The following is a 25732-nucleotide window of genomic DNA, read 5'->3' on the forward strand; positions in this document are numbered from 1 at the left end:
GCGTTAGCGACGAGCGTGTCGAAACCACGGTGAGACAACGGATTTCGGTGAGTCGCGGCTGGTCAGGGACTGCAGTGTCGGCGCTACCGTCGGATGCACCTGTTGGGTGCATCCGACTGGAGTTGATCACACGATCGGACGTGAGATGAGGGGTCGCGCGAAATCTGTTGTGTCACCGTGGTTTCGACACGGACCTCGGCTAGCGCCTCGGACCGGCTCAACCAGCGAAATAGGTCCACCGTCGGTGGATCCGGGTTGAGCCGGTCCGAGCGCCGTGCTGACCGACGCGCTAGCCGAGTCGAAGTTGCGGTAGCTTAGTCCGTGTCGAAACCTTTCAGCCACAACGACTTTCGATGAGGTGCGCCAATATCGGCAATGACACCCGGCAAGTGACGCGTGTACACCTTGCTGATGCCACGCCTCGATGTTCGATACCATCACGGTTCGACACGTGCGCTACCGTCAAATGTATTGTGGTACAGGGGTTTCGACACGCTCGTCGCTAGCGCTCCTCGCGGCTCAACCAGCAGAGGGCAACTTCGCCTCGCCCAACCGACAGGTGTGGACGCTGCCCCTACTCCATCCTCAGAATGGTCTTCACACTGCGGCGCTGTGCCATATCCGCGTAACCCTGTGCGGCGTCGGCCAAATCTAGTCGGCCGTCGATGACGACGGTCGGGTCGATGACGCCCGAGGCCAGCAGTCCCGCGAGTTCGTCCCGGTCCCTGATGGCGTTGCCGATCGCGAACGACAGCGTCAGCTCGTCGGCGAAGGCGCGAGCGACCGGCAGCGGCCACTGCGCCGCCGAATGGACACCCACCGACACGACCGTTCCGCGTCGCCTGACCAGCGAAAGGGCCGAGTCCAGGCCGAGGCTTCCGCCGACCGCCTCGACCACCGCATCGGCACCCCGCCCGTCGGTGAACTGGTCGATCACCGCGCGGGCGTCGTCGGGCGCGGCGGCGAGAGCACCGCACTCCTGTGCCAGGTCGCGGCGTTGCGCGACGGGTTCGACGACGATCACCGCGCCGGCACCGCAGGCCTGCGCCGCTTGGCTGGCCATCTGCCCCACCGGACCACCGCCCACGATCGCTACTGTCGCACCCGGGCGGAAGTCCGCGCGCCGGATGGCGGCGTACCCGGTTGCCAGGATGTCCCCGAGGAACAGCGCGGCTTCCCAACTCAATTCCGGCGGTAGCTTCTGCAGCGTGACATCCGCGAAGGGAACCCGCACATACTCGGCCTGAGCGCCGTCGAGTCTCGGACCGAACGCGGTGCCGCTGCCGAAGAACGACCGCGACCGACATTCCCACTGGTTGCCTGCCCGGCACCACCAGCAGGCGCCGCACGCGGTGAAGTCCGCACCCGCGACCCGGTCGCCGATCGACAGTCCGCGGACCGCGGCACCGACGTCGACGACGACCCCGACGAACTCGTGGCCCATCACGGTGCCCGCCGTCAGTCCATCACCGTCGGCGATGAGATGCAGATCGGTGCCGCAGATGCCGGCACGACGCACCTGCACCACCGCGTCGGCGGCGTCGGACAACACCGGGTCGGCGACTGTTGCTACCTCGACCGTCCCGGCGCCGGCGAAGGTGACGGCCTTCATGACGTGACCGCGCTCAGTGCGCTGACGCGTTCGGCGATACGGTCGGCCGCGGTGCGCAACTCACGCCGCTCGGCGTCGGTCAACGGTACTTCGACGATCTCGTCGAGACCACGCCGACCGAGCCGGACCGGCAGACCCACGTATCCGGCGTCGATGCCGTATTCGCCGTGCGGCGCGACGGTGGCGGCCTGGACCTCACCGGTCTCGTCGATCATCGACAAGACCATTCGCGCCGCGGCCAGCCCGGGCGTGAAGAACGCGCTGCCCGACTTCAGCAGACCGACGACCTCGGCCCCCGAGTTCCGTGCGCGGTCCACCAGGGCATCGACTTGCGCCCCGGACAGCGCCTCGGTTACCGGCCGCCCCGACACCGTGGCCTGCGACAGCGGCATGACCATCTCTGCGCCGTGACTGCCCAGCGCTACGGCTGACACCTCGCGGGGGTGGACTCCGGCCCTCGATGCGGTGAGTGCCCGGAAGCGCGAGGAGTCGAGCACGCCGGCCATTCCGATCACTCGACTAGTCGGGAAACCTGATGTGCGCCAAGCATGTTCGGTCATCTCGTCCAGTGGATTGGTGACGATCAGCAGTACCGCGTCCGGCGAGATCAAGGCCGCGTCGGCGGCGAGGGCTCCGACGATCGCCGCGTTGGTGTCGACGAGATCCGTACGGCTCATGCCCGGGGTGCGCGCCTTGCCGGCGGTGATCACGACATAGTCGGAGGGGCCCGCCTCAGCCAGGGTGTTGACGCCGCGAACGCGTGTCGCGAAACCCAGCAGCGGCGACGCGTGTGCGATGTCGAGGGCGATTCCGGCGGCACGCTGGCCTGCGATGTCGACCAGGACCACCTCGTCGATGACGTCGGATTCGGCGAGTCGCATCGCGGCGATCATGCCGACGTTCCCTGCCCCGACCACGGTCACCCGCCCGACTTTGGCGTTCGACGGCCTGCGGGACGCCGAATTGCCATGTCCCACAAGGACGTCGGCCGGCACTGGCGCACCCCGCCGGTACAACGCCGGTGATGGTGGGCTCAGCGGTGCAGGCGGCGCTGAACCCACCACGTCGTGGGGCCCGGGTCGACGGACCACGCTCGCCGGTCGCGCCGACGACGGCGCGGGCGTCGCCGACACCGGCACCGGTGCCGCCGACACCGGCGCGGACGCCGTCGATGCCGGTACCCGAGCCGCGATGGCCGCAGCGGCAGACGCCGTAGTCGCTTCCACGACGATCTCGACCTTCGCGTCGCGAGCGCGTTCACGTGCGAGGGGTGTGACGATGTCGGTGCGGCCGACGATCAACCGGTTCGCGCCGGCCGCGATGACCGCGTCGACGGAGTCGGCACCGTGCACGGTCATCGCTTCCCCTCCGCCACCCCGTCGAGCTGTTCCAGAGCGGCGACCGCAGCGTCCCGCGCGGTGGCGACTTCGCTCTCCCCGCCGGACAGGAACAGCCGGCCGAAACGTCCGACCGCGCGGATCTCGATGACGCTGATGTCGGCGGCCTTCTCGGCCTCGTTTGCGGCGAGCGAGATGTAGGCGGCCGGCGCGCATTCGAGCACGAACAGACTGTCGCCGGGCATCAGAAGCGATCCTTTGCGCCATTTGTTCAGCAATTGCGCCTGATAGCCGTGCACGTTGGTGATGAACTGCGTCGACGCGATCGTCGGTTTGATCCGATCGGACTCGGACATGCCGAGCTCGGCGAGCAGCGCGTCGCCGGCGGCCAGGACGTCGGCTTGCTGCTCCGAATGCAGTTCCAGCAGGCCGAATTCGCGTTCGATGATCTGCAGCGCGGGGCGCACGCCTGCCGCCTTGAGCGCGATGTCGGCGGCCTTGAACACCTCGTTGCCGGGTGCCATTTCGATGAACAGTTCGGCCATACCCGCCAGCGGCGGATCGCCCGGGCTGGTCGCGGCGACGTGCGCGGCGCACTGAGGCTGCATGCGGTCGATGAACGCGTACGTACGCAGAGTGGCCTGATGACTCATGAGTCGGTCCTTTGCTGAGGGTGCCGTCGTGCGGCGACGTCGGGTCGCCCGGCGGGCGCGTGAGTGGTGGTCATTCGTAGACACCTCGCCACGGCCGCGCCAGGTGGGCCACTCGTTTGATGTTGACCAGGTGCAGCGGCGTGACGTTGTCCGAGCAGATCGAGCCACTCCACGTGCCGGTCCCCAGCTGGAACGACGGATCGACGTTGCAGGAGTAGCCCATGCCGCCGAACAGCGCGGGGCTGTTGACGATGATCCGGCCGGCGGGCAGTTCGCTGAACTTCGCGATCACCGCGGAGTCGGTGGCGTGGATGGCAACGGTATGTCCTTCACCGCCCAGCGCGAGGATCTCCCGGCACCGGCGCCAGCCCGCAGCCGAGTCGGCTTCGCGGTACACCGTCAGCACCGGACCGAGGATCTCCCTGGAGAGCGGAATGTCGGGGCCGACCGCGGTCAGCTCCGCGCCGAGCACCTTGGTGCCGTGCGGCACCGAAAAGCCCGACAGCTCAGCCAGTTTCGACGCTGTCTGGCCGACGGCGTCGGGGCGCAGTCCACCGCGTTCGTCGAAGATCGTCCGGGCCAGCGCCGATTGCGCCTCGGGCGTCAGCCAAGCGACTCCGTTGCGTGTCATCTCGTCGACCAACCGGTCGGCGACGGGAGCGTCGACGACCACCGACTGTTCGGCGACACACGCGGTGCCGTTGTCGAAGGATTTCGACGACACCAGCATGGTGGCGACTTCGGCGAGGTCGGGGGCGGTGCGATCGACATACGCGGGCACATTGCCCGCGCCGACGGCGATGGTGGGCTTGCCGCTCGAATAGGCAGCGGCGACCATTGCGGGGCCGCCGGTGGCCAGCACCAGCCGCACATCGCGATGCGACATCAGCTCCTGGGTGGCCGCAAGCGTCGGCTGATGCAGACACGACACCAGGTGTTCGGGCGCACCGGCTTTCACCGCGGCCTCGGCCATGATCTCCGCGGCGCGGATCGAGCATCGCGCGGCCCGCGGGTGGGGTGCATGCACGACGGCGTTGCCGGCTTTGACTGCCGCGAGGCTCTTGAACAGCACCGTCGCCGTCGGGTTGGTCACCGGGATGATGGCCGCGATCAGCCCCATCGGCGAGCCGATCGCGGTGACCTTGTTGGCCTCGTCGGCCCACAGGACGCCCACCGCACGACGTTCGAGCATCCAGTCGGCGACGAATCCCGTGTTGAACCGATTCTTGATGATCTTGTCTTCGAAGACGCCGTACCCGGTCTCCTCGGCGGCCAGCCGGGCCAACTCCTCGGACGCGGCGTAGCCGGCTTTCGCCATCGCACGCACAATCTCGTCCAAGAAGTCCTGGCCGGCACCGTCGATGGCGTCGAACGCAGCTTTGGTCGCCGCTACCTGAGCACGGACGTCCGCCAGTGCCGCAAGGTCGGGATCGAGCACTGCTGTCATGTCAACATGCCTTTCTCGTCTCTACCGCGCCCGACCTCGAGGTGGGCGCAGCTGTCGGCTGAGCCCGCTCAGGCACCCTTGGGACGGGTGAGGATGGCCAACACACTCTCGGTTTCCTCGTGCGGACGTGGGATCACGTGCACGGATACCACTTCGCCCGCCTTGCCCGCGGCGACCGCACCGGCGTCGGTCGCGGCTTTGACGGCGCCGACGTCGCCGCGCACCATCACGGTCACGAGACCGCCGCCGATCTCGCGATGTCCGACCAGCTGGACGTTGGCCGCCTTGACCATCGCGTCCGCGGCTTCGATGGCTCCGACGAGGCCCTTGGTCTCGATGAGACCGAGGGCGCCCGCGCCGCGAGTGGAGGTTGATGTTGGTGCCATGGTGGTGCCTTTCGTGTTGGTTTCCACAGGTGAAGTGGGGGTGGTGGTCGCCGCTCGCGGCGTGCTCTGCGTCGGCTCGGTCTGCGCGCGTGGGACGGTCATTTGTCGTAGGTCACCTCGTTTTCGACGATCAGGCTGTCGATGATTCCGATGACCGCAGCGTCGACGGGGGCGCTCGCCAGCTCCTCGTCGACCCGCGCGGCGCTGCCTGCCGCGACGAGAACCACCTCGCCGCGACCCGCACCAACGAGATCGACGACCGCGTAGGGCGTACCGACGACCCGCTCCGGCGCCGCCGGGTCGAGGTCGTGGACCAGCAGGATGGTGCGGCCGGCGATGGATGCGGGCTTCGCCGTCGAAACCACTTGGCCGACAACCCGTGCGACACGCATTGCGTTCTCCCGTCGGTTCGTACTCCTCGGACCCGTTCGGCGGGCCGCGATCACAGTAAGCAGCGCGGCTCATTGCGACCGTTATCGTCGCGGGACAACATCGGGGGGCGTCTTTGTCCTCGATGGAGGTGACGACTGTCGCCGGTCGCGGGCACGCTGTTCGGTACCCAGGCAGTAACCGATACGAGGAGCAGAAGTGATCGAAGACCACGACGCCGACTTTCACGAGCCCACGAGCGACGACCCGACGTGGGCGGAGACCAACTTCTTCGGGTTCTACGTGCCCGAAGCACATCTCAACGTCGGCGTCTACGCGCTGTTTCGCCCGAACGTCGGCGTGGCCATCTCGACGGTCGCCATGAACTCGAAGTTCGTGGAGGCACCCTGGCAGGCGGAATACTGGGACGCGCAGCATCACCTCGCGATTCCGCAGCCGCACAATCTTCGCGACTATCGACTCGCGAACGGACTCTCGGTCTCCTCCCCCGAACCGAACCGGGTCTGGGACGTCGAGTTCGACAACGGCGACGGCGTGTCGCTCGCGTTCCGGTACACGGCGCTCGCCGACGCCTTCGACATCCACGATCCCAAGCAGGATCCGGTCGTCGCAGCGGCTCTGGAGGCCGCTGCCGACGACGACACCTTCGCCTGGGGTGAGGCGTACGCGGGACACTTCGATCAGACCGGCAAATTCGAAGGCGAGGTGAACCTGCGGGGTCGCACGTATCCGGTGGACTGTGTCTCGACCATGGACCACAGCTGGGGCCTGCGCTCGGAGCACCAGGGGCACACCATGAGCTGGCTCCACGCGCACTTCTCCGACGACTTCGCGATCCATGCGATCCTCGACTTCGACCCCGACGGCGGCCCGGACGCGCCGACCGACCTCACGCTGTCGCACGGCTACGTCATGGACCACGGGCAGCTCTACGGGCTGTCGCACGCGCAGGGACGCACCATCCGTCAAGGCTTCTTCGCCAAGTCGGTCGAACTGGAAGTCACCGACAGCCGTGGCCAGACTCACCAGCTGACCGGGCTGGCCCGCACCGCCTTCCCGTGGCAGGCCGGCCCCGGCACCGTCGGCTACAACGTGCTGGCGCAATGGCGCTACGGCAAGGACCGGACGCCGGGCTGGGGCGAGATCCAGGACTTCATCGGTCCGCAACACCTGTGCAAGATCTACAGCGGCGACGTCGGGCGTTGACGATGTGCCCACCACCCAGTGCGGTCATCTTCGACCTCGACGGCACGTTGGTCCAGACCCGTGAAGCCTCGTGGAAGGTGTTCGCCGCCATCAACGACGCGCACGGCCTGGGAATCGACACCGCTGAGAAGTTCTTCGGGCTGTTCGCCGACAACTTCTTCGCGTCGCTGCGGGAGGTGTGCGGCACGACCGAGCGCGCCGACCGCGTCGTCGGCGAGTTCATGAGCGCGCTCGACGAGCACTACGCGCCGATGATGGTGCCCGGGCTGGCCGACGTGGTCAAGCAAATGGTCCCGCAGTCGCGGCTGGCGGTGCTGTCGTCGAACACGACCGCGGTGATCAGGCGCGTGCTGAGGTCGAATCACCTGGAGTACTGCTTCGCGCATGTGTTCGGCGGCGACGTCGAGCCCGACAAAGGACGCGGCATCGAGCGGTTCCTGTCCGACGCCGCGGTGGGGTCCGGGCGTCTGTGCACGGCGTACTACGACGAGCCGACCGGCGATACGCGTTCCGCCCCGAACGCCACCGCGAATCCTCGCGAAGTCGCCCTCATCACCGACACCGTCGGCGACGTCGAAGCCGCCGTCGCGTCGGGCATCCGCGCCGTCGGCGTGGCCTGGGGCATGCACACCGAGGAACAACTCCTCGCCGCGGGCGCCGAGTTCGTCGCGATCTGGCCGCAGGAGTTGCTGTCGTACCTGTACGGGCGCGTCGACGACGCGTGCTCATGCAGCGTCGCCGTCGTCGAAACCGCGACCGCGCAACAGGACCGCGTGGTACGCAATCGTCGGCTACGACGTCTGCGCGGCATCGGGAACGCTCGCGTACCGGCTGGCGCACCGCAATCGCCGCCCCCGAAACCGCCCGCACCCGCCCGCGATGCCCAGCGCACGACGACCCTCGACCCCGTTCTCGCCGACGCCATCGCCAGGACCATCCGATGAAGGGGCGGGTCCTGGTCACCAACGACGACGGCGTCGCGAGCCCGGGTGTCTTCGCCCTCGCCGAGGCCGCCCAAACGGCCGGCTACGACGTCGTGGTCGCGGCACCCCGCATACAGTCGAGCGGGAGCGCCGCTGGACTGTGGCGCGACCCCGACGCCTCGCCGGTCGTCACGGCGTCGAGGGTCGACGGCTTCGCCAACGACGTCCTCACCATCGCCGCACACCCCGGGCTGATCGCGCTGCTGGCGATGACCGGACAGCTGGGCCCGATACCGGACATGGTGTTGTCGGGAATCAACGACGCTTCCAATCTCGGCTCGGGCGTGCTGCACTCCGGAACCGCGGGAGCGGCGATCGTCGCCGCCGCACACGGCGCCGCGGCCGCAGCCGTATCGCTGTACTGCGACGACGTACCCGACGAAGCGCCGAGACACTGGGCCGCGGCGGTCGGTGTCGTCGCCGACGTCATCGACGAGATCGCCGACAGTCCGCGCGGCGCGGCGTTCAACATCAACGTCCCCAACGCGGCGTCGATCGACCGGCCGCTGACCCAGGCGGTGTGGAGTCCGGCGGGATGTGTGCCGACGCTGGTCCCATTCATCCAGCGGTTCCACGACGCGAACGGGACGCACCTGCGGGATCCGGACATCATTCGACGCCCCGGCACCGACATCGCCCTCGTCGAAGCCGGCTTTCCGACGGTTTCGGTGCTTCGGGTCAGCGGCGCCGAGACGGTGCCGTGGGCGAGTCCGGCACGTCAGATTCCACAACCGACAACAACTGATCAGGAGTCATCATGGCAAGCGCAGTGGGGATGATCGAATGCCGCGGCCTCATCGGAGCGATCGAAGCGGGTGACGCGATGGTGAAGGCGGCGAACGTGACGCTCGACGGATGCCGGGCGCTGCGAAACGGGCAGGTCACGGTCCTCGTACACGGTGACGTCGGGGCGGTTCAGGCAGCCGTCGAGGCAGGCCGCGTCGCAGCGTCGGCAGTGGGCGAACTGTACGCATCGCACGTGATCCCGCGCCCGCATCCCGAGGCCGAGGTCGTCATCGACGAGTCGTTCCCTTCCTAACTAACCGGCGCAGCCGAGTCGACACCCCGTGTGACCTATCGCCGGGTGATCATTTCTGACGTCACCCGCGCCGAGGAATAGACTTGCGCCGACAGACAGCCGACGACGGCACGCACCGCGACGCCGGACACACTTGTGAGAGTTGAGCGATGACGCCCACGGATCATCCCGACCTGCGCCCGGAGATCGCGCTGGGTTGGCGACGGTCGGAAATGAGCGGGCTCGACCCGGGCATGGAGGTCAGGGAGTCTCAGCTGTTCGACGTCGATCGCCACAGTCGGCTGCTGCGTGCGGCCCAGCCGGTGCTGACGAGCATGGTCTCCGAGCTCAACGACACCCGCTTCTCAGTGCTGCTGGCCGACCATTCGGCCAAGATCGTCGACCGCCGGCTGAGCAATCGGAGCCTTCACCGGCACCTGGACCAGGTCAAGGCGATCCCCGGCGCGCAGTACCTCGAAGAATTCAGCGGCACCAACTCGCTCGCCACCGCCTTCGAATTGCGCAAGCCGATCGCGGTCGCCGGGGACGAGCACTATCTGGAGGCGCTGCGCGTCTTCTGCTGCTACGGCGCGCCGATCATTCATCCGATCACGCGCCGGCTGGAGGGGGTACTCGATGTGACCGGTCCGGTCGCCGATCAGAGCGACCTGCTCGGACCGTTCCTGATGCGTGCCGTCCGTGACATCGGCCAACGACTGCAGGAAGGCTCCAAACTCAGTGAGCAGCGGCTGTTCGCCGAATTCCAAGCCGAGTCCGCACGCAGCAAGTCGGCGATCGTCTTGTTCGGCGAGAACCTGGCGCTGAGCAACGCCGCGGCGATGGACCTGATCAGCAGCGAGGACAATGCGCTGCTGCGCACGCTGGCCGGCGAACTCGGCAACACCGGCACAGAGTTGGTGCGATCGGTCGCCCTGACGTCGGGCCGCGAGGTGGACATCCGCGCGCGGCTGGTGGCCCAGAGCCGCGACGGAGTGATCATCGAGGTCGTTCCACACAAGTCGGCGCGCATGACGTCGTCGGCGCCCGCTGCACCGGTTCTCCGCGGTCGCGTCGTGTCCGTGGTGGGCGCTCCCGGAACGGGCAAGACCACCAGGGCCGGTGAGATCGCCGGCCCCGACGCCGTTCTCGTCGACCTGGCCGTCGACGTACCCGATTCGACATGGAAGGCTGCGGTCACTCGGTGGGCCCGCGACGCCTCCGCACTGGTCGTCGACAATCTGCACCTAGCCGACACGACGACGGCGGCGTTCCTGCGTTCGGCACTGCGGGCGGCAAGCGGAACCGTCGTTCTGGTGTCGTCGCTCGACGACCTGCCCGACGACCACCGTGCGCTGCTGGCCTGCGCCGACGAGCAGGAAGAACTGCCGCTGCTCCGCGACCGTGGCACGTCGTTCCCCACAACCGTCCAACGACTGGTCGCGGCGATCGCCGCCGACCGGGACCCCTCGCGTCGAGTGCGCGTGACACCGTCGGCGATGGCGGTGCTCGCCACACAGGACTGGCCGGGAAATCTGACCGAGCTGGACAAGGTTCTGCGGACGGCGCTCGGGCGCGCGCTGGGCGACGTCACCGTCGAAGATCTACCACCTCGATATCGGCTGCAACCGTCGCGCACGACGACGCCCCTCGAACGGGCCGAGCGGGCAACCATCGTCGCCGTGCTCGCCGAGACCGGCGGCAACAAAGCGGCCGCGGCGGCGGCCTTGGGGATCGGTCGGAACACGCTGTACCAGCGGCTTCGCTACCACCACATCGAGGCCTGACCCGCGCGGGAGCGAGCCTGCGCCGCAGCGCCGAGTGTTCGAGATCGGAACACTCACCGGGCCGCGAAACCGGAAAAGTGATGGGTGCCATATTCATCGGGCGATGTGGCCGCATGCACCGCGCATGCCCACTCGCCCCCGCGAGAAGGACCCCGATGAGCACCCCAGTAGACGTCGAATACACGCACACCATCGCCGGTGAACGCCGGCAGTCACCGACCACCGCGCCGGTCTTCAACCCGGCGACCGGCGAGCCGATCGCACAGGCGCCGGTTGCCACGCGCGCCGACCTCGATGAGGCGGTCGCCGCTGCCAAAGCTGCGTTCCCCGCCTGGTCGGCCACTCCCCTGCACGAGCGGCAGGCGATCGTCTCGGCGATCGGCGACCGCATGGAAGAACACGCCGAAGAGTTCCTCGACCTGCTCACCGCCGAACAGGGCAAGCCACGGGCGATGGCGGAGTGGGAGGTCTACGGCAGCATCGCCTGGTTCCGCGAGATCGCCAAACAGGAACTGCCCGAAGAGGTTCTGGAAGACTCACCGCAGCGTCGCGTGATCAGCAGGCACACCCCGCTCGGCGTGGTCGGGGCGATCGTGCCCTGGAACTTCCCGATCCTGCTGGCCGTCTGGAAGATCGCGCCCGCCTTGGTGACCGGCAACACCATCATCGTCAAACCGTCACCGTTCACCCCACTGTGCGACCTGAGACTCGTCGAACTCGTCCAGGATCTGCTGCCGGCGGGTGTGCTGAGCGCCCTGTCCGGCGACGACGAACTGGGCAAGTGGATCACCGGCCACGAGGACATCGCGAAGATCGCCTTCACCGGCAGCACCGAGACCGGCAAGCACGTGATGGCATCGGCCGCGGGCACCCTGAAGCGGCTGACGCTGGAACTCGGCGGCAACGACCCGGCCATCGTGCTACCCGACGTCGACCCCAAAAAGGTTGCGCCCCAGATCTTCTGGGCCGCGTTCCAGAACAACGCACAGTTCTGCAACGCCGCCAAGCGCATCTACATCCACGATGACGTCTACGACGCCGTCCGCGATGAACTCGTCGAATTCGCCAAGACCATAGTCGTCGGCGACGGCGCGCTGCCCGACACCCAGTTGGGCCCGATCCAGAACAAGCCCCAATTGGAGAAGGTCACCGAGTACTTCGACGACTGCAAGTCCAACGGCTACACCTTCGCACTCGGCGGTGAGATCGACGCCGACGCCCAGGGCTGGTTCGTACCGGTCACGCTCGTCGACAATCCGCCGGAGGACTCCCGGTTGGTCGCCGAAGAACCGTTCGGCCCGATACTTCCGCTGCTCAAGTGGTCCGACGAGAACGACGTCGTCGCGCGCGCGAACGACACGCTGTGGGGGCTCGGCGCGACCGTGTGGGGCGATGATCTGGAGGCGGTCGAACGCATCGGCCGTCGCCTCGAGGCAGGCACCGTGTGGCTGAACGAAGTTCACGAGTACTCGCCGCACCAGGTCTTCGGCGGCCACAAGCAATCGGGCATCGGCGCCGAGAACTCACTGCACGGGCTGGCCGAATACACCAACCACCAGACGGTGTGCCTCAACCGCACCCCCGGTTCGGTGGCCTGAGCGATGACGGCCCCTCGCCCCGCGGTCAGCCTCGCCGAGGTGCTGCCGTGGGCAGCGCATCGCTCACCCGACCATGTCGCGCTGGTGACCTCAACAAGGACGCTGACGTACTCCGAGCTGGATAGTCTGTCCAACCGGGTCGCCGCAGCGCTGCGTGCCCGCGGCTTCGAGCCCGGCGACGTCGTTTCGCTGTTCGCCCAGAACAGCTGGCAGTGGATCGCCGCCTATCACGGCATCCTCAAGGCGGGTGCCGTCGTCAATCCGGTGAACGTCATGCTGACGGGCCCGGAGCTGCGGTACGTCCTCGACGACTGCGGGGCGAGGGGCCTGTTCATCGGAACAGCAGAACACGAGCGCGTCGGTGCGCAGCTGCGCGACGTCGACCTGCTCACGACCGTGACACTCGACGACGCGTTCGATCGGTTCGTCGAGCACGCGAGCAGCGCCGCGATCCCACCGGTCGATCGTCGACCGCGAGACCTGGGCAGTATCGGCTACACCTCCGGCACCACCGGCCACCCCAAGGGCGCCATGCAGTCCCTCGAATCGGTGCTGCTGAACTGTGCGCACACCGCGACGATGCACGGGAAGACCAGTGCCGACGTCGTCCTGTCCGCCTTGCCCGCGGCCCACGTCTACGGCAACGTCGTCGTCAACGGCACATTCCTCGCCGGCGGCACCGTCGTGTTGATGGAGCGGTTCGACGCCGATCGGGCCCTCGAGTTGATCACCGAGCACGGTGTGACCGTCATCGAGGGCGTTCCCGCCATGTACTCGATGCTGCTGTGCGCCCCTGACCTCGAGGGCACCGACCTCACCGGGATTCGAGTGTCAACTGTTGGGGGACAGACCTTTTCACGCGTGATCATCGACAAGTGGGAGCGTCTCACGGGCGCCCCGCTGCTCGAGCTGTGGGGAATGACCGAGTTGTCCGGCCTGGGCACCACGCACAGTGTGTACGCGCCCGGGTGCCCCGGCTCGATCGGCGTGTCGCTGCCGGGCTCACAGATCGTCGTCGCACCGACAGACGGGTCGGTCATCCCCTTACCACCGGGCGAACCGGGTGAACTCCTCGTCCGCGGGCCGTTGGTGATGCTGGGCTACTACGGCATGCGAGAGGCGACGGCCCAAGCCCTCACCGACGACGGCTGGCTGCGCACGGGCGACGTCGCCTACCTCGACGATTCGGGCCACGCGTTCATCGTCGACCGTCTCAAAGACATGATCATCACCGGCGGCTACAACGTCTACCCGGCGGAGATCGAACGTGTCGTGGCCGAGCATCCCGACGTGGCGATGGTCGCTGTCGGACGTCGGCCCGATCCCGTCAAAGGTGAGATCGCGGTCGCCTACGTCGTGTTGCGGGCGGGCGCCGACGCCGACCGCGACTCGATCTCGGCATTCTGCACGGAGCGTCTCGCCGCGTACAAGCGGCCCCGCGACGTCGTCTTCGTCGACGCCCTGCCGACGACGTCGTCGGGCAAACTACTGCGCCGCAAGCTGAGCGACCTCGACCCTGCGGCTGCCGTCGCACCATCCACCGCAGCACTATCCACCGCAGATAGGTGACCCCGCCCAAGTCTGTCTCGACGGCGAGTGCGCCACAGCACACTCACCGAGCAATGTGAGCTACGGAACATCACAGGCCGGCTGGCTCCGGCAACAGCAAAGGGAGATTCCATGACGACAGCAGTCGCAGAAGGCTACAACGCTTTCGAAACATCGAAGGTGCCGACCGGCGAGGTCAAGTACCTCGACTCACCGCAGGATGTCATCGAGGTCGTGCAGTCCGGCCGACTCGGCGACTACATCCTGCTGGTACGCGGTGGCACCACCACGTTCCTCACGCCCGCGCTGACCATGGGCGCGATCGGCGTGATCACCATGTCCGGCGCGCCGGAGTCGCATCTGGGAATCCTGTCTCGCGAGTTCCAGATCCCGTGTGTGATGACCGCATACCTCACCGACAGCGCCTCCCGGTACGAGGTCGGCAACACCGACGAGGCGCACTTCGTCGAGATCACCGAGGCACTCGTCGGCAAGAAGGTCCAGTTGCACTGCGACGACGCCGAAACCGGCCGCGTGAGCCTGGTCTGAGACACCGAAGACATCGAAAGGAACTCCATGAGCATTCAAGCCGAGTCCGGCGCCAAAGCAACATACAAGCAGCGATACGAACCCGAGGACAACGGCCTGCGCTTTCAGGACTTGACCTTCGAGGGGAACTTCGTCGGTCTGGAACCGGTCACCGACGGCATCCTCGGTGACAAGATGATGCGGTCCCGCGCGAAGAGCAAGGTGCTGGAGAAGGTCACCAAGGAAGACGTCCTCACCGACCAGTTCACCCTTGACGAACTCAACGACCTCAACAACTACCTCGCCTGGAACATCTGGGACACACTCGTCATGCGCGCCACCGAAGGCGTTTCGGGCATGATTCCGCGCCAGGAATACGAGATCCTCGCCTTCATGCACGAGTTCTACCGGTGGCCGGAGTTCCTGCGCCTGGCCACCGATACCGTTGGCGCACAAGGACTTCTCGACATCGGTGCGTCAGCACGCCGAGAGGTCGGCACCAAGGTCAACTCGGTGCACGACTGGTGTATCGGCGCGGTCGGATTCGGTATGGGTCGATGCGGGCTGCTCGCCCTCGAAGCGATCGGACCCGACGAGTACGTCGAAGAGTCCAACACGATGCTGAAGTTCATGCAGCGGATCCTGTGGGGAAAGCGGCAGGACGGTTTCATCCTCAACTCCCAGGACCGCTACCGCTGCGCCATCCACGACGATGACTTCCTGGCGACCCTGACCAACCAGTTGACGCCGCTGGAAGAGGGCGGACCCGACCACAGCGCCTTCACCCGCTTCAACGCCGCAACCGAGCTGCTGGCGTTCCTGCAGCACTTCGACAACCGCCTCGGGCTCGGCGACACCGGCCCGTACGAGCTGCCCAACGGAAATCTGCTCATCCTGCGCGACCTCTTCGTCAACGAACCGATCTACCACTGGTCGGACGTCTGCGAAGACGCCGGACTGCCCTACTCGTACACCATCGCCATCGAAATCGACCCGAATGCCATGGGGCTGCAGGAGATTCGCGTCAACGACATCTCCACCACGTTCACCCGGCCGAAGAACTACATCCCGGCCATCGTCGGCGGCGCGGTCTTCGCCCGCGAGAAGCACGACAGCCCGATGAGCGAGCTGCGGTCGTTGAGCATCAGCGACCTGGCGGGCGAACTGCCGAAGGTGCAGGATGCGACGCTCAAGCTGTATCGCAAGATCTCGCGCATGTGCCGACGCGACCTGATCTGGTCGGGACACTATGTGTACTACGTCGACATGATCCTGCCGTATCTGCGCAGAGCAGGCGTCTACGAGAAGTGCTGCACCGACCTGCAGATGTGGGAAGTGGACCAGCGCGTCGCCAACTACTACTACGACATCACCAAGCGCGGCTTCGCGCAGGAGGTCGTGCCGCAGAAGATCTTCTCCGGTCGTGGATACCTCCCCTTCGGCGAGGGCGCCGACCTGCGCGCGTCGAAGTACAAGTGGCTCTGATCTCGCGGACCACACACTGCTGACAGCGGCGCGGTGGCTCGTATCGATACGAAAGCCATCCGGGTCACCGCGGCTCGCTGCGCACCTATCCCAAGGAACCCCATGTCCCCAACTCTCTTGGACAAAGACCTTTACGACGCGCTCAACGCGGTCGCGCTGAAGAAGATGTCCACCGTCGCCGCGGTCGCGGATGTGACGACGCTAGACCTCGCCACCGCTCAGTCGGCCTTGACCGAACTCGCACAGCGGAATCTCATCGTGCTGGTGGGCGACAACGCGCTGCCCACCGACGACTGCGCGGCAGCACTGGACGACTCCGCGGCCGCGATCTACGGACCACTCCGCTCGGAACCCGACGTCCTCGCCGTCGCCGACAAGTTCGAAGACGTCAACGCCCGCTTCCTCACCACCATGTCGGCCTGGCAGCAGGTGGAGGTGGGTGGACGCAAGATCACCAACGATCACACCGACGCCGACTACGACCTCAAGATCATCTCGAAGATCGACCGACTGGTCGCACGGCTCGCGGGACTGTTGGAGTCCCTCGGCGAGCGGGACTCCCGCTTCCGTATCTACATCACCCGGTTCCGCGACGCGCTGGACAAGGTCGACGCCGGAGACATCGCGTTCGTCTCCGATCCCACGCGCGACTCGGTGCACAATGTCTGGTTCGAGTTCCACGAGGATCTCCTACGCACCCTCGGCCGGAAGCGAAAGGAATGACCGCCATGGCTGGGACCCCGACGAACGCGGCCACCACGCGCGCCTTCACCGATCCCGGTGAGGTGGATCTCAACGACGTCGGCGGCAAGGGCTTCGGCCTGATCGAGATGACGCGCAACGGACTGCGTGTCCCACCGGGATTCGTCATCTCCACCGCGGCGTGCCACGAGTACCTGCGTACCGGTGAGTTGTCCGCCGAATTGGTGGCACAGATCCACCAGCGGCTGGACTCGATCGAAGAGGCCACTGGGAAGACTTTCGGCGGCGGCCCGGTCCCGTTGTTGCTCTCAGTCCGATCCGGTGCGCCGATCTCGATGCCCGGGATGATGGACACCGTTCTCAACCTCGGGGTCAGCCGCGCCTCGGCGACGGCCCTCGCCGAAGCCACCGGCAGTGTTCGGTTCATGGCCGACGTGGTGTTCCGCTTCCACTGCATGTACGCGGAGACGGTTCTCGAAGCATTCGACGTCCCCGACCGGAACGAACTCACCGACCTGCTCGACACCCTCGACGCCGACACGAGCGCCGAGGCGGTGTACGACGCGGTGTGGACGCTGTGCGCGCAACGCCTGGCCGACGAGACCGACGAATCGGTGCCGGTGGACCCGCGTGAACAGCTCATCGGCGCCGTCGAAGCGGTCTTCCGGTCCTGGAACACCCGCCGGGCGATCACCTACCGCGACGTCCACGGTATCCCGCACGATCTCGGTACGGCGGTGGTCGTGCAGTCGATGGTCTTCGGCAATCTCGACGCCCGAAGCGGCTCCGGCGTCGTGTTCACCCGCAATCCCGTCACCGGCGAGCCGGGCATGTTCGGCGAGTACCTGGAGGCCAGCCAGGGCGAGGACGTCGTAGCCGGGACCCGCACACCGGATCCGGTCCACAAGATGTCCGAACGCGCCCCGCAGGCGTATGGCGAACTCGTCGCCACCTGCGCGGAAATGGAGCGTCGCCGACAGGACATGCTCGACATCGAATTCACCGTCGAGCGTGGGGTGCTCTACATGCTGCAGGTGCGCAGCGCCAAACGGACTGCGCGGGCAGCCATCCGGGCGGCCGCGGACATGTACGACGAAGGGTTGCTCGACGCCGCCGCCGCGCTGGGGTCGGTGTCTCTCGAGCAGATCCGCAACGTGCAGCGTCCGGGCTTCGACCCGCGGGAACTCGCGGCCGCCAAAGAGTCGGGCTCGACGATCACCACGGGAGTGGGAGCGTCGCCGGGGCAGGTCGTCGGCGAACTCTACTTCGACTCCGACTCGGCGCAGGAGGCCGCCAAGCAAGGTCGGCCGGCGATCCTGGCGCGGCCGGTGACCAGCCCGACCGATCTGCACGGCATGATCGCCTCACACGGCATCGTCACCGCCACCGGTGGTTCGACGTCGCACGCCGCGGTGGTGGCTCGTGCGCTGGGCACTGTCTGCATCGTCGGCTGTGCCGAACTCACAATCGATCCGGATGCGGGAACCATGACCGCCTGCGGGCGTGTCTGGCATACCGGCGACGTCGTCAGCCTCGACGGATCAACCGGCGATGTCATCGACGGCGCGATCACTCTCGTCGACGGCGCAACGGGCGACGGCGACGAACTGCTGCGACTGCTCGCCATCACGGCGAGCACCGATGCCACGGTGTCGATCTCGGGACGCGCCCACACCGTCGACCAAGTCCGCGAGGTACTCGATCGCGGAGCCGACAGCTTCGTCACCGCAGTCGACGACGTCCTGGTCACCGCGGGCACCTTGGATCGGATCGTCGCCAATCTCGATGAGGGGCAAGAGCTTTCGGCGGCGGCCGCCGATCTCGAAGCGGCCATCACCGACGCGTTCACCGCGCTGTTCGCGTCGGCGGGCACCTGCGCGGTCGACGTCCGCGGTCTCGATTTCCACGCCGACGACGTGGCGGAGCTGTTCTCGGTCGCCAACCTGTTCGCGGTGCATCCGCAGGTCGCGATGCCGATGGGCTCCCCCGAGCTCGTAGGCGCACAACTGCGCGGCCTCGCCGCAGCCGCGGCACAGACCGACGTCACCGTATGCTTCGTCAGCCCTCGGACGTCGGGACCGGCGGAGGCGATCGCGTTGCGTACGTTGCGCGATCAATTGAAGGTTCCGATCAAGGTGGGCTGCTACATCACCAATACCCAAGGCGCCCTGCATATTCCGGAGATCGTCGCGGAGGTCGACCACGTCTGGCTGGAGTTGCAGAGATTGCAGGCGGAGACCTACGGTATCCCTCCGCGCCACCTGCTCGCCGCTGAGCCGCTCGACGGCTACGTGCGTGACAAGCTGATCGACATCGACCCCCGCAAGTCGATCAGCGTCTTCGTCGACGGGTTGCTCGACGACGCCCTGGGCCGACTCACCTCGCCTGCCGATCTGCGGGTCAGACTCGCGGGGACGGTGTCCGACGGCACGGTCCAATCGCTTCGTACAAAGGGCGTTCGGCACTTCGCGGTGGCATCGGACGAACTGCGCCCGATGCGGTTGGCATCGTCGCGGTAAGTGGCGCGGTGATGCCGGCGCCCCTCAGCCATTCCCCGAGCTGAGGGGTTCCGGCGCCGCTCTGTCTGAGAAACTTGGCCCTCGCCACCCCGAACGGCGAGATTCCGGCAACCGGCAAGAAGGCGGAGTTCGGTCTCGTCGACACATTTCTGGTGTCCGACGGCAAGGTCACCGCGCACCGCGTCTACTACGACAACCTGGCATTCATGACCCAGCTCGGACTGGCCCCCTCCGCTGGTTGAGCCCGTCCGTCCGCTGGGTGAGCGGCCTCCTCCGCTGGTTGAGCCCGTCCGTCCGCTGGGTGAGCGGCCTCCTCCGCTGGTTGAGCCGGTCCGTCCGCTGGTTGAGTTGAGCAGCCCCTCCGCTGGTTGAGCCGGTCCGAGGCGCTAGCCGAGGTCCGTGTCGAAACCTCTCAGCCACAACGACTTTCGACAGCCCGCGCCAATATCGGCGATGTCACCCGGCAAGTGTCGCGTGTGCACCCTACGGATGCACACGCCTCGATATTCGATACCATCACAGTTCGCCAAGTGCGCTACCATCAAATGCATTGTGGTACAGGGGTTTCGACACGCTCGTCGCTAACGCTCCTCACGGCTCAACCAGCAGATGCAGTGCCCGGACCGGTGAAACCAGGCTCAACCAACGGAAGAGGCCTGCCGCCGTTGGATCCAGGTTGGGCCGGTCCGTCCGCTGGTTGAGCCGGTCCGAGGCGCTAGCCGAGGCCCGTGTCGAAACCTCTCAGCCACAACGACTTTCGACGGTCCGCGCCAATATCGGCGACTTTCACCCGGCAAGTGTCGCGTGTGCACCCTACGGGTGCACACGCCTCGATATTCGATTCCATCACAGTCCGACACGTGCGCTACCATCAAATGCATTGTGGTACAGGGGTTTCGACACGCTCGTCGCTAGCGCTCCTCGCGGCTCAACCAGCAGATGCAGTGCCCGGACCGGTGATCCAGGCTCAACCAGCGGAAGAGGCCTGCCGTCGTTGGATCCAGGCTCAACCAGCGGATAGGAACTGCCATCGACGAATCCAGCGTCAACCAACGGGCGGTGTGTCGATTCCGCAGGCGTTCATCGGGTTTCGCGCTCGAAGACGGCGGCCAAGCCCTGACCGCCGCCGATGCACATGGTTTCCAGCGCGTACCGGCCCTGGCGGCGGTCCAGTTCGCGGAGCATGGTGGCGAGGATCCGCACTCCCGTAGCCCCGACCGGGTGGCCCAGCGAAATGCCCGAACCGTTGACGTTGAGCCGTTCGAAGTCCGCCGGGGCGAGATCCCAAGCGGCGGTACAGGCGAGGACCTGCGCGGCGAAGGCCTCGTTGAGTTCGATCAGGTCCAGATCTGCCAGCGTCAGACCACTGCGCGCGAGCGCCTTGTTCGTCGCCGGCACCGGACCGATCCCCATCCGGTTCGGCTCGACACCCGCCACCGCCCACGTGACGAGGCGCGCCATCGGCCGCAGACCCAGTTGTTCCGCCTTCGCCCGAGTCGCCACGATGCACACCGCCGCTCCATCGTTCTGGCCACTGGCATTGCCCGCCGTCACGGTGGAATACGGATCATTGTGTCGCAGAACGGCTTTCAGCTCAGCGAGCGACTCCATCGTCACGTCCGAGCGTGGGTGCTCGTCATGATCGAGCACCACCTCGCCGTTGCGTGTGGAAATCGTGACCGGCACGATCTCGTCGGCGAAGCGACCGGATTCACGGGCCGCGACGGCCCGCTGGTGTGACGTCAACGCGAGTCGGTCCTGCGCCTCGCGCGTGATCGAGTACTCCGACCTGAGGTTCTCCGCGGTCTCCAGCATGCCGCCCGGCACCGGGTAGAACTTGCCGCCCGAGGTGATCCGGCCGCGATTGATTCGGTCCGACAGTTCGGTGTCGCGGCCGCGCAGCCCGAACCGCAGGCCGAGTGAGTAGTGCTCGGCCTGGCTCATGCTCTCCGCGCCACCCGCCAAGACCAGATCGGCGACGCCGGTCTGGACTCGCATCACCGCATCGATCACGGCCTGCAGGCCCGAACCGCATCGCCGATCGAGTTGCAGACCGGGGACCGAAACGTCGAGCCCGGCGTCGAGCGCCGCGACGCGGCCGATCGCCGGCGCTTCACCGTTGGGATAGCACTGCCCGAACAGGACGTCGTCGATGTCGGAGCTGGTGATGCCGGTTCGCTCGACCAGTGCCTGGACGACGGTGGCGGCGAGGTCGGCCGCGGGGACGTCCTTGTACATACCGCCGTAGCGCCCCACCGCTGTTCGGATCGGCTCGCAGATAACCGCATCATGCATGTTCGAGTTCCCGTCCTGATCGGCTCCGGGGCATTTGCCAGCGCCGCGTGCTGTGCCCCGGGGCGAGATTCTATTATTTTGTGCACGATAACAAGCATCTGATCACGAAGGATCCCCATGACCAAGCTGTGCGCCACCGCCGATCTGACCACCGAACAGAGTGACATGCTGGCCGCGGTCCGCGAGTTCGTCGACGCACGGATCCTTCCGGTTGCGACGGAGTTGGAGCATCGAGACGAGTACCCCACCGAGATCGTTGCCGCGATGAAGGAGATGGGGATCTTCGGACTCACGATCGACGAGGAGTTCGGCGGCCTCGGTCAGTCGCTGCTCACCTACGCGCTGGTGGTGGAGGAACTCTCCCGCGGCTGGATGAGCGTCAGCGGCATCGTCAACACGCATTTCATCGTCGCCTACCTGCTGCAGCAGCACGGCACCGTCGAGCAGAAGCAGAAATACCTGCCGCGCCTTGCCGCCGGAGAGCTCACCGGCGCGTTCTCGATGTCGGAGCCGGGCCTGGGCTCCGATGTCGCGGCCATCAAGACGTCGGCCACGCCGACCGACGACGGCACCTACCGCATCGACGGCCAGAAGATGTGGCTGACCAACGGCGGCAGCTCCTCGCTGGTCGCGGTACTCGTCCGCACCCCCGAGGGCTCCGACAGACCGCACCGGAACCTCACGACGTTCCTCATCGAGAAGACGCCGGGCTTCGGCGAGGTGGCGCCCGGATTGTCGATCCCGGGAAAGATCGAGAAGATGGGCTACAAGGGCGTCGACACCACCGAGCTCGTGTTCGACGGTTACCGGATCGAAGCCACCGAGATCCTCGGTGGGCAGCCCGGCCACGGCTTCTACCAGATGATGGACGGCGTCGAAGTGGGTCGCGTGAACGTCGCCGCCCGGGGCGTGGGCGTCGCGAACCGGGCGTTCGAACTCGGCGCCTCCTACGCGCAACAACGCGAGACGTTCGGCAAGCCCATCGCCCAGCACCAGGCCGTGCTGTTCCGCCTCGCCGAGATGGGCACGAAAGTCGAAGCGGCACACCAGATGGTCGTGCGGGCGGCCCGGATCAAAGATGCCGGCCAGCGCAACGACCTCGAAGCCGGTATGGCGAAATACCTCGCGTCCGAGTATTGCCGCGACGTCGTCGAAGACGCCTTCCGCATCCACGGCGGGTACGGATTCGCCAAGGAGTACGAGATCGAACGGCTCTACCGCGAGGCTCCGATGCTGCTGATCGGCGAAGGCACCGCCGACATCCAACGCATGATCATCGGCCGCCGACTGCTGGAGAACTACGCGCTGTAACCTTGCGCGCCGGCGGGGTTCACGTTAGACCCTTTGCCGCACAGCGCAATTCACCTACCACCGCCCTGAGCGCGGGGCGCGCTCCACTGCCCCGCCGATACGCGACACGCGTTCGACGCCGGGCGGGCAACGGAGTCAGCACGACGCCGTCCGGAACATCGTCGACGCCGAGTTGCGGCACCAATGCCACCGCGGTACCCAGTGCGACCAGCTTCAGAACCGCACCGTAATCATCGATGCGATGTGCCACCCGGGGCTCGAATCCGGCTGCCTGACAACTCCTTACCGCCATCGTGTGACACAGCGTGCCCGGGTTGCCGAGAATCCATCGGCTGTCGCTGTGCGCACGAATCACCTCACTCGCCCCGACGTCGGGCCGGGTGGTCGACGCGAAGTACACCACCTCGTCGACCAGCGGTTCGACGTCGATGCCGGCACCCAGCGTCGACGGAACGTTGTCGTACTCGTGCACCAGCGCGAGATCGAGCTCGTCGCAGCGCAGCAGGTCGGGCACGACCGCCGGATCCACCTCGGTCACCGACACCGAGAGTCCGGAGCAGTTCTCCGACACCGATGCGATCGCGGGCAACACAAGTGAGTTGAACGCCGTCTGAAACGCGCCGACCCGCACGGTCCCCGACAACTCGGCGTCGTCGGCCAGTGCCGCCTCGGCTCGTTCCAGTTCCGCCAGAACAGCTTCCGCATGTTCGGCGAGCAACAGTCCGTGCGGCGTCAATACGACTCGACGCCCCGTCCTGGCCAACAACGCGCGACCGGTTTCCCGCTCAAGTGCCGACAGTTGCTGCGACACCGCGGACGGCGTGAACGACATCGCCTCGGCTACCGCGGCGATGGTGCCGCGGTGGCCCAGTTCACGCAACAGCCGCAACTTCCGAACGTCGATCATGTATCGCATCTTATGCTGGTACTCACAAAACATAACTAGACCTGATGGCGATTCGCGATCACGCTGAGTTCATGACCTTCACTCCCACCGGAATATTCGTTCCACTCATCACCCCCTTCACCGACGACGGCTCCATCGCCGACAACGACCTGACCCGACTCGCCCATCGAGTCCTCGACGCGGGGGCCACCGGCATCGTGGCGCTGGGGACCACCGCCGAGGCATCGACGCTGACCCCGGAAGAACATCACCGCGTCGTCTCGATCTGCGGAAAGATATGCGCCGAGTACGACGCGCCGCTGATCGTCGGCGCGGGCAGCAATGACACCCGCGCCAGCGTGTCCGCATTCGAATCACTCAGCGGCACAGCCGATATCGCAGCCTTCCTCACCGTCGTGCCGTACTACTCGCGACCGTCGGAGGAAGGTGTGCTCGCCCACTTCCGCTATCTCGCCGACAACGGCCCGACGCCGCTGGTGCTCTACAACGTCCCCTACCGAACCGGCCAATCCCTTGGGCCGCAAGCGATCCTGACACTCGCAGCGCACCCCGACATCGTCGGCATCAAGCAGTCCGTCGGCGCGGTCGACACCGACACCGCACACCTCATCGCCCAAGCCCCACAAGGGTTTTCCGTTCTCGCGGGCGAGGACACACTGGTATCGCCGCTCCTCGCGATGGGCGCTCGGGGCGCGATTCTGGCGACCGCCAACGTGTACCCGCAAGAATTCGCCGAACTGTTCACGTCGTGGCGCACCGGAGATGTCGAAACGGCACGAATCCTCGGCAACCGGATGGTCGAGCCCGCACGAGCGCTGATGTCGACGCCGAATCCCACCGGCATCAAGGCCGCGCTCTGTGCGGCGGGCCTGATCGAGAGCCCCGAAGTGCGGTTGCCGCTGATCACGGTCCGCGAATCCGTCGCGTAAGCGTTGAGCCGCTCCGGCGTCGCACGGTCACACCCTCCTCCGGCCATCCGGTAACGCTCGGATAACATGTCACAGTTACAGCACGATTTCGATCGTGCCGTGCGTCGAGCTGCAACGGGAGGAAATTCATGTCGGCCATCGGTCTTCGAAGAGTTCTATCGACTGTGGTCGCAAGCGTGAGCCTCGCGTTGCTCGCCGGCACCGGCAGCTCCATCGCGGCACCTCCGCCTCCACCCCCCGCCGACGGCGGATTGAAGCCATGCGGCATGAATACGCCGGGCCTGCAGAATCAGATCTACTTCGGCTCCAAGGTCGTCGAGGCGCCGCGTCCGTATTCGACGGACTTCACCCGCCCCGACAACCGAAATTTCTGCAGCTACAACGTCGGGCGCGGCAATCTTCGATTCCAGCCGAACGGCCTGACCCTGCACATCCCGTCGAACAAGCAGGGCGTCAACAACGCCGAGATCCTCTCGCGCGTCGCGTTCACGAAGGGGCGTCGCTCGACGGTACGGGTCAACGCGGATCGCATCCGGGGACTCAACGGCACCGTCGGCTGGGGAGTCGCGAGCCGGACCCTCGAATATCCGCAACTACAGGTCGCTTGGTTCTTCTACAACGACACCAACTCCAACCTCGGCGCGCTGACCAATCAGCTCAAACCACTCGCCGAGCACATCGCCGGCGGCCTGCCCAAGGGCTTCTTCGTCATGGTCAAGACGGAGAACAACCTGATTCCGCGGGTGGCGCCGTTGCCGATGTCGTTGCTCGACGCCACCCACGATTACGCCGTCACCGCGACCGACGCCACGACGTCGTTCGCCATCGACGGCAAGACCGTCGCCGACTTCCCGATGACGCTGTCGAACACCGTGCACGTCATCGGCTACGACAAGCCCGTCCCGCTGGTGTTCCAGACCTGGGTCGACAGCAACTACTGGTTCCCCTATCCGATCGCACAGTCGAACCCGATCGGGCACGCGTACCGGCTCGAGCAGTTCTCCGAGGGACTTATCGGCTCGACGCCGACGAAGTTCTAGTGTCTGGTGTCGGGAATTGTTGGCACCGCCCATGATTTCCGACACGAAGACACA

23 protein-coding genes are annotated in these 25732 nt (G+C 66.4%); 15 read left to right on the top strand and 8 right to left on the bottom strand.

The features are described 5' to 3' along the window. Window positions 1–574 precede the first annotated feature (574 nt). The 6 genes from HH308_RS21375 to HH308_RS21400 all read right to left on the bottom strand — a co-directional run bounded on the left by HH308_RS21375 (window position 575) and on the right by HH308_RS21400 (window position 5827). Window positions 575–1612: an alcohol dehydrogenase catalytic domain-containing protein gene (locus HH308_RS21375; RefSeq protein WP_170196279.1), complete on the bottom strand. Its 1038-nt coding sequence runs from the start codon at window positions 1610–1612 to the stop codon at window positions 575–577. Then, entirely contained in the window at window positions 1609–2970 is a 1362-nt protein-coding gene (locus HH308_RS21380; RefSeq protein ID WP_170196280.1) for a malate dehydrogenase, read from the bottom strand. Before HH308_RS21380 ends, HH308_RS21375 begins: the two co-directional genes overlap by 4 nt. Further along, window positions 2967–3602 (bottom strand): hypothetical protein, encoded by a 636-nt coding sequence (locus HH308_RS21385; RefSeq protein WP_170196281.1) that lies wholly within the window; start codon window positions 3600–3602, stop codon window positions 2967–2969. Before HH308_RS21385 ends, HH308_RS21380 begins: the two co-directional genes overlap by 4 nt. 70 nt (window positions 3603–3672) lie before the next feature. Further along, a complete protein-coding gene (locus HH308_RS21390) occupies window positions 3673–5049 on the bottom strand; it encodes an aldehyde dehydrogenase family protein (RefSeq protein ID WP_170196282.1) in 1377 nt (458 codons plus the stop codon). Window positions 5050–5117: 68 nt separating this feature from the next. Further along, the gene (locus tag HH308_RS21395) at window positions 5118–5435 is read right to left on the bottom strand and encodes a BMC domain-containing protein (RefSeq protein WP_170196283.1); all 318 of its coding nucleotides are present in this window, start codon (window positions 5433–5435) and stop codon (window positions 5118–5120) included. A gap of 98 nt (window positions 5436–5533) precedes the next feature. Next, entirely contained in the window at window positions 5534–5827 is a 294-nt protein-coding gene (locus HH308_RS21400; protein ID WP_170196284.1) for a EutN/CcmL family microcompartment protein, read from the bottom strand. 196 nt (window positions 5828–6023) lie between these two features. Between HH308_RS21400 and HH308_RS21405 the strand changes: the two genes are divergently transcribed. The 12 genes from HH308_RS21405 to HH308_RS21460 all read left to right on the top strand — a co-directional run bounded on the left by HH308_RS21405 (window position 6024) and on the right by HH308_RS21460 (window position 19438). Further along, entirely contained in the window at window positions 6024–7031 is a 1008-nt protein-coding gene (locus HH308_RS21405) for a DUF7064 domain-containing protein (RefSeq protein WP_170196285.1), read from the top strand. 2 nt (window positions 7032–7033) lie between these two features. Next, entirely contained in the window at window positions 7034–7975 is a 942-nt protein-coding gene (locus HH308_RS21410; RefSeq protein WP_170196286.1) for an HAD family hydrolase, read from the top strand. After that, the gene (locus HH308_RS21415; RefSeq protein WP_170196287.1) at window positions 7972–8793 is read left to right on the top strand and encodes a 5'/3'-nucleotidase SurE; all 822 of its coding nucleotides are present in this window, start codon (window positions 7972–7974) and stop codon (window positions 8791–8793) included. The genes HH308_RS21410 and HH308_RS21415 overlap by 4 nt, the downstream gene beginning before the upstream one ends. Next, entirely contained in the window at window positions 8772–9053 is a 282-nt protein-coding gene (locus tag HH308_RS21420; RefSeq protein WP_170196288.1) for a BMC domain-containing protein, read from the top strand. The genes HH308_RS21415 and HH308_RS21420 overlap by 22 nt, the downstream gene beginning before the upstream one ends. A gap of 149 nt (window positions 9054–9202) precedes the next feature. Next, entirely contained in the window at window positions 9203–10816 is a 1614-nt protein-coding gene (locus tag HH308_RS21425; protein WP_170196289.1) for a sigma-54-dependent Fis family transcriptional regulator, read from the top strand. A 155-nt stretch (window positions 10817–10971) separates the two neighbouring features. Next, a complete protein-coding gene (locus HH308_RS21430; RefSeq protein WP_170196290.1) occupies window positions 10972–12414 on the top strand; it encodes an aldehyde dehydrogenase family protein in 1443 nt (480 codons plus the stop codon). A 3-nt stretch (window positions 12415–12417) separates the two neighbouring features. Next, window positions 12418–13983, top strand: a complete 1566-nt coding sequence (locus HH308_RS21435) for a class I adenylate-forming enzyme family protein (protein WP_170196291.1) — start codon at window positions 12418–12420, stop codon at window positions 13981–13983. Window positions 13984–14094: 111 nt separating this feature from the next. Continuing rightward, window positions 14095–14511, top strand: coding sequence for a PEP-utilizing enzyme (locus HH308_RS21440; RefSeq protein ID WP_170196292.1), 417 nt, complete (start codon window positions 14095–14097; stop codon window positions 14509–14511). Between the two features lie 27 nt (window positions 14512–14538). Then, complete coding sequence (locus HH308_RS21445; RefSeq protein ID WP_170196293.1) at window positions 14539–15975, top strand: hypothetical protein; 1437 nt, start codon at window positions 14539–14541, stop codon at window positions 15973–15975. Between the two features lie 102 nt (window positions 15976–16077). Continuing rightward, complete coding sequence (locus HH308_RS21450; protein WP_170196294.1) at window positions 16078–16698, top strand: hypothetical protein; 621 nt, start codon at window positions 16078–16080, stop codon at window positions 16696–16698. Between the two features lie 5 nt (window positions 16699–16703). After that, window positions 16704–19196: a pyruvate, phosphate dikinase gene (locus HH308_RS21455; protein WP_170196295.1), complete on the top strand. Its 2493-nt coding sequence runs from the start codon at window positions 16704–16706 to the stop codon at window positions 19194–19196. 74 nt (window positions 19197–19270) lie between these two features. Next, window positions 19271–19438 (top strand): ester cyclase, encoded by a 168-nt coding sequence (locus HH308_RS21460; protein WP_170196296.1) that lies wholly within the window; start codon window positions 19271–19273, stop codon window positions 19436–19438. Window positions 19439–20276: 838 nt separating this feature from the next. On the opposite strand, the gene HH308_RS21465 is transcribed toward HH308_RS21460, so the two are convergent. Next, entirely contained in the window at window positions 20277–21491 is a 1215-nt protein-coding gene (locus HH308_RS21465; RefSeq protein ID WP_170196297.1) for an acetyl-CoA C-acetyltransferase, read from the bottom strand. A 117-nt stretch (window positions 21492–21608) separates the two neighbouring features. On the opposite strand from HH308_RS21465, the gene HH308_RS21470 reads away from it, so the two are divergent. Further along, window positions 21609–22802, top strand: a complete 1194-nt coding sequence (locus HH308_RS21470) for an acyl-CoA dehydrogenase family protein (RefSeq protein ID WP_170196298.1) — start codon at window positions 21609–21611, stop codon at window positions 22800–22802. Between the two features lie 19 nt (window positions 22803–22821). On the opposite strand, the gene HH308_RS21475 is transcribed toward HH308_RS21470, so the two are convergent. Beyond that, window positions 22822–23709, bottom strand: a complete 888-nt coding sequence (locus tag HH308_RS21475; protein ID WP_170196299.1) for a LysR family transcriptional regulator — start codon at window positions 23707–23709, stop codon at window positions 22822–22824. Window positions 23710–23780: 71 nt separating this feature from the next. Here HH308_RS21475 and dapA point away from each other — a divergent pair, with 71 nt between their 5' ends. After that, the gene (gene dapA, locus HH308_RS21480; protein ID WP_170196300.1) at window positions 23781–24638 is read left to right on the top strand and encodes a 4-hydroxy-tetrahydrodipicolinate synthase; all 858 of its coding nucleotides are present in this window, start codon (window positions 23781–23783) and stop codon (window positions 24636–24638) included. 266 nt (window positions 24639–24904) lie between these two features. Further along, window positions 24905–25678 carry a hypothetical protein gene (locus HH308_RS21485; RefSeq protein WP_246284761.1) on the top strand — a complete coding sequence of 258 codons (774 nt, stop codon included), beginning with the start codon at window positions 24905–24907 and terminating at the stop codon, window positions 25676–25678. The last annotated feature ends 54 nt before the right edge of the window (window positions 25679–25732 follow it).

The organism is Gordonia asplenii (assembly GCF_012933505.1).
In the GTDB taxonomy this organism is placed as follows: Bacteria; Actinomycetota; Actinomycetes; order Mycobacteriales; family Mycobacteriaceae; genus Gordonia; species Gordonia asplenii.

Coding starts and splice junctions, on each gene's coding strand:
- HH308_RS21455 (WP_170196295.1), top strand. CDS start 16,704: ATGGCTGGGACCCCGACGAACGCGGCCACCACGCGCGCCTTCACCGAT.
- HH308_RS21375 (WP_170196279.1), bottom strand. CDS start 1,612: ATGAAGGCCGTCACCTTCGCCGGCGCCGGGACGGTCGAGGTAGCAACA.
- HH308_RS21390 (WP_170196282.1), bottom strand. CDS start 5,049: ATGACAGCAGTGCTCGATCCCGACCTTGCGGCACTGGCGGACGTCCGT.
- HH308_RS21430 (WP_170196290.1), top strand. CDS start 10,972: ATGAGCACCCCAGTAGACGTCGAATACACGCACACCATCGCCGGTGAA.
- HH308_RS21435 (WP_170196291.1), top strand. CDS start 12,418: ATGACGGCCCCTCGCCCCGCGGTCAGCCTCGCCGAGGTGCTGCCGTGG.
- HH308_RS21445 (WP_170196293.1), top strand. CDS start 14,539: ATGAGCATTCAAGCCGAGTCCGGCGCCAAAGCAACATACAAGCAGCGA.
- HH308_RS21425 (WP_170196289.1), top strand. CDS start 9,203: ATGACGCCCACGGATCATCCCGACCTGCGCCCGGAGATCGCGCTGGGT.
- HH308_RS21380 (WP_170196280.1), bottom strand. CDS start 2,970: ATGACCGTGCACGGTGCCGACTCCGTCGACGCGGTCATCGCGGCCGGC.
- HH308_RS21465 (WP_170196297.1), bottom strand. CDS start 21,491: ATGCATGATGCGGTTATCTGCGAGCCGATCCGAACAGCGGTGGGGCGC.
- HH308_RS21400 (WP_170196284.1), bottom strand. CDS start 5,827: ATGCGTGTCGCACGGGTTGTCGGCCAAGTGGTTTCGACGGCGAAGCCC.
- HH308_RS21475 (WP_170196299.1), bottom strand. CDS start 23,709: ATGATCGACGTTCGGAAGTTGCGGCTGTTGCGTGAACTGGGCCACCGC.
- HH308_RS21415 (WP_170196287.1), top strand. CDS start 7,972: ATGAAGGGGCGGGTCCTGGTCACCAACGACGACGGCGTCGCGAGCCCG.
- dapA (WP_170196300.1), top strand. CDS start 23,781: ATGACCTTCACTCCCACCGGAATATTCGTTCCACTCATCACCCCCTTC.
- HH308_RS21385 (WP_170196281.1), bottom strand. CDS start 3,602: ATGAGTCATCAGGCCACTCTGCGTACGTACGCGTTCATCGACCGCATG.
- HH308_RS21395 (WP_170196283.1), bottom strand. CDS start 5,435: ATGGCACCAACATCAACCTCCACTCGCGGCGCGGGCGCCCTCGGTCTC.
- HH308_RS21450 (WP_170196294.1), top strand. CDS start 16,078: ATGTCCCCAACTCTCTTGGACAAAGACCTTTACGACGCGCTCAACGCG.
- HH308_RS21485 (WP_246284761.1), top strand. CDS start 24,905: ATGAATACGCCGGGCCTGCAGAATCAGATCTACTTCGGCTCCAAGGTC.
- HH308_RS21470 (WP_170196298.1), top strand. CDS start 21,609: ATGACCAAGCTGTGCGCCACCGCCGATCTGACCACCGAACAGAGTGAC.
- HH308_RS21410 (WP_170196286.1), top strand. CDS start 7,034: ATGTGCCCACCACCCAGTGCGGTCATCTTCGACCTCGACGGCACGTTG.
- HH308_RS21440 (WP_170196292.1), top strand. CDS start 14,095: ATGACGACAGCAGTCGCAGAAGGCTACAACGCTTTCGAAACATCGAAG.
- HH308_RS21420 (WP_170196288.1), top strand. CDS start 8,772: ATGGCAAGCGCAGTGGGGATGATCGAATGCCGCGGCCTCATCGGAGCG.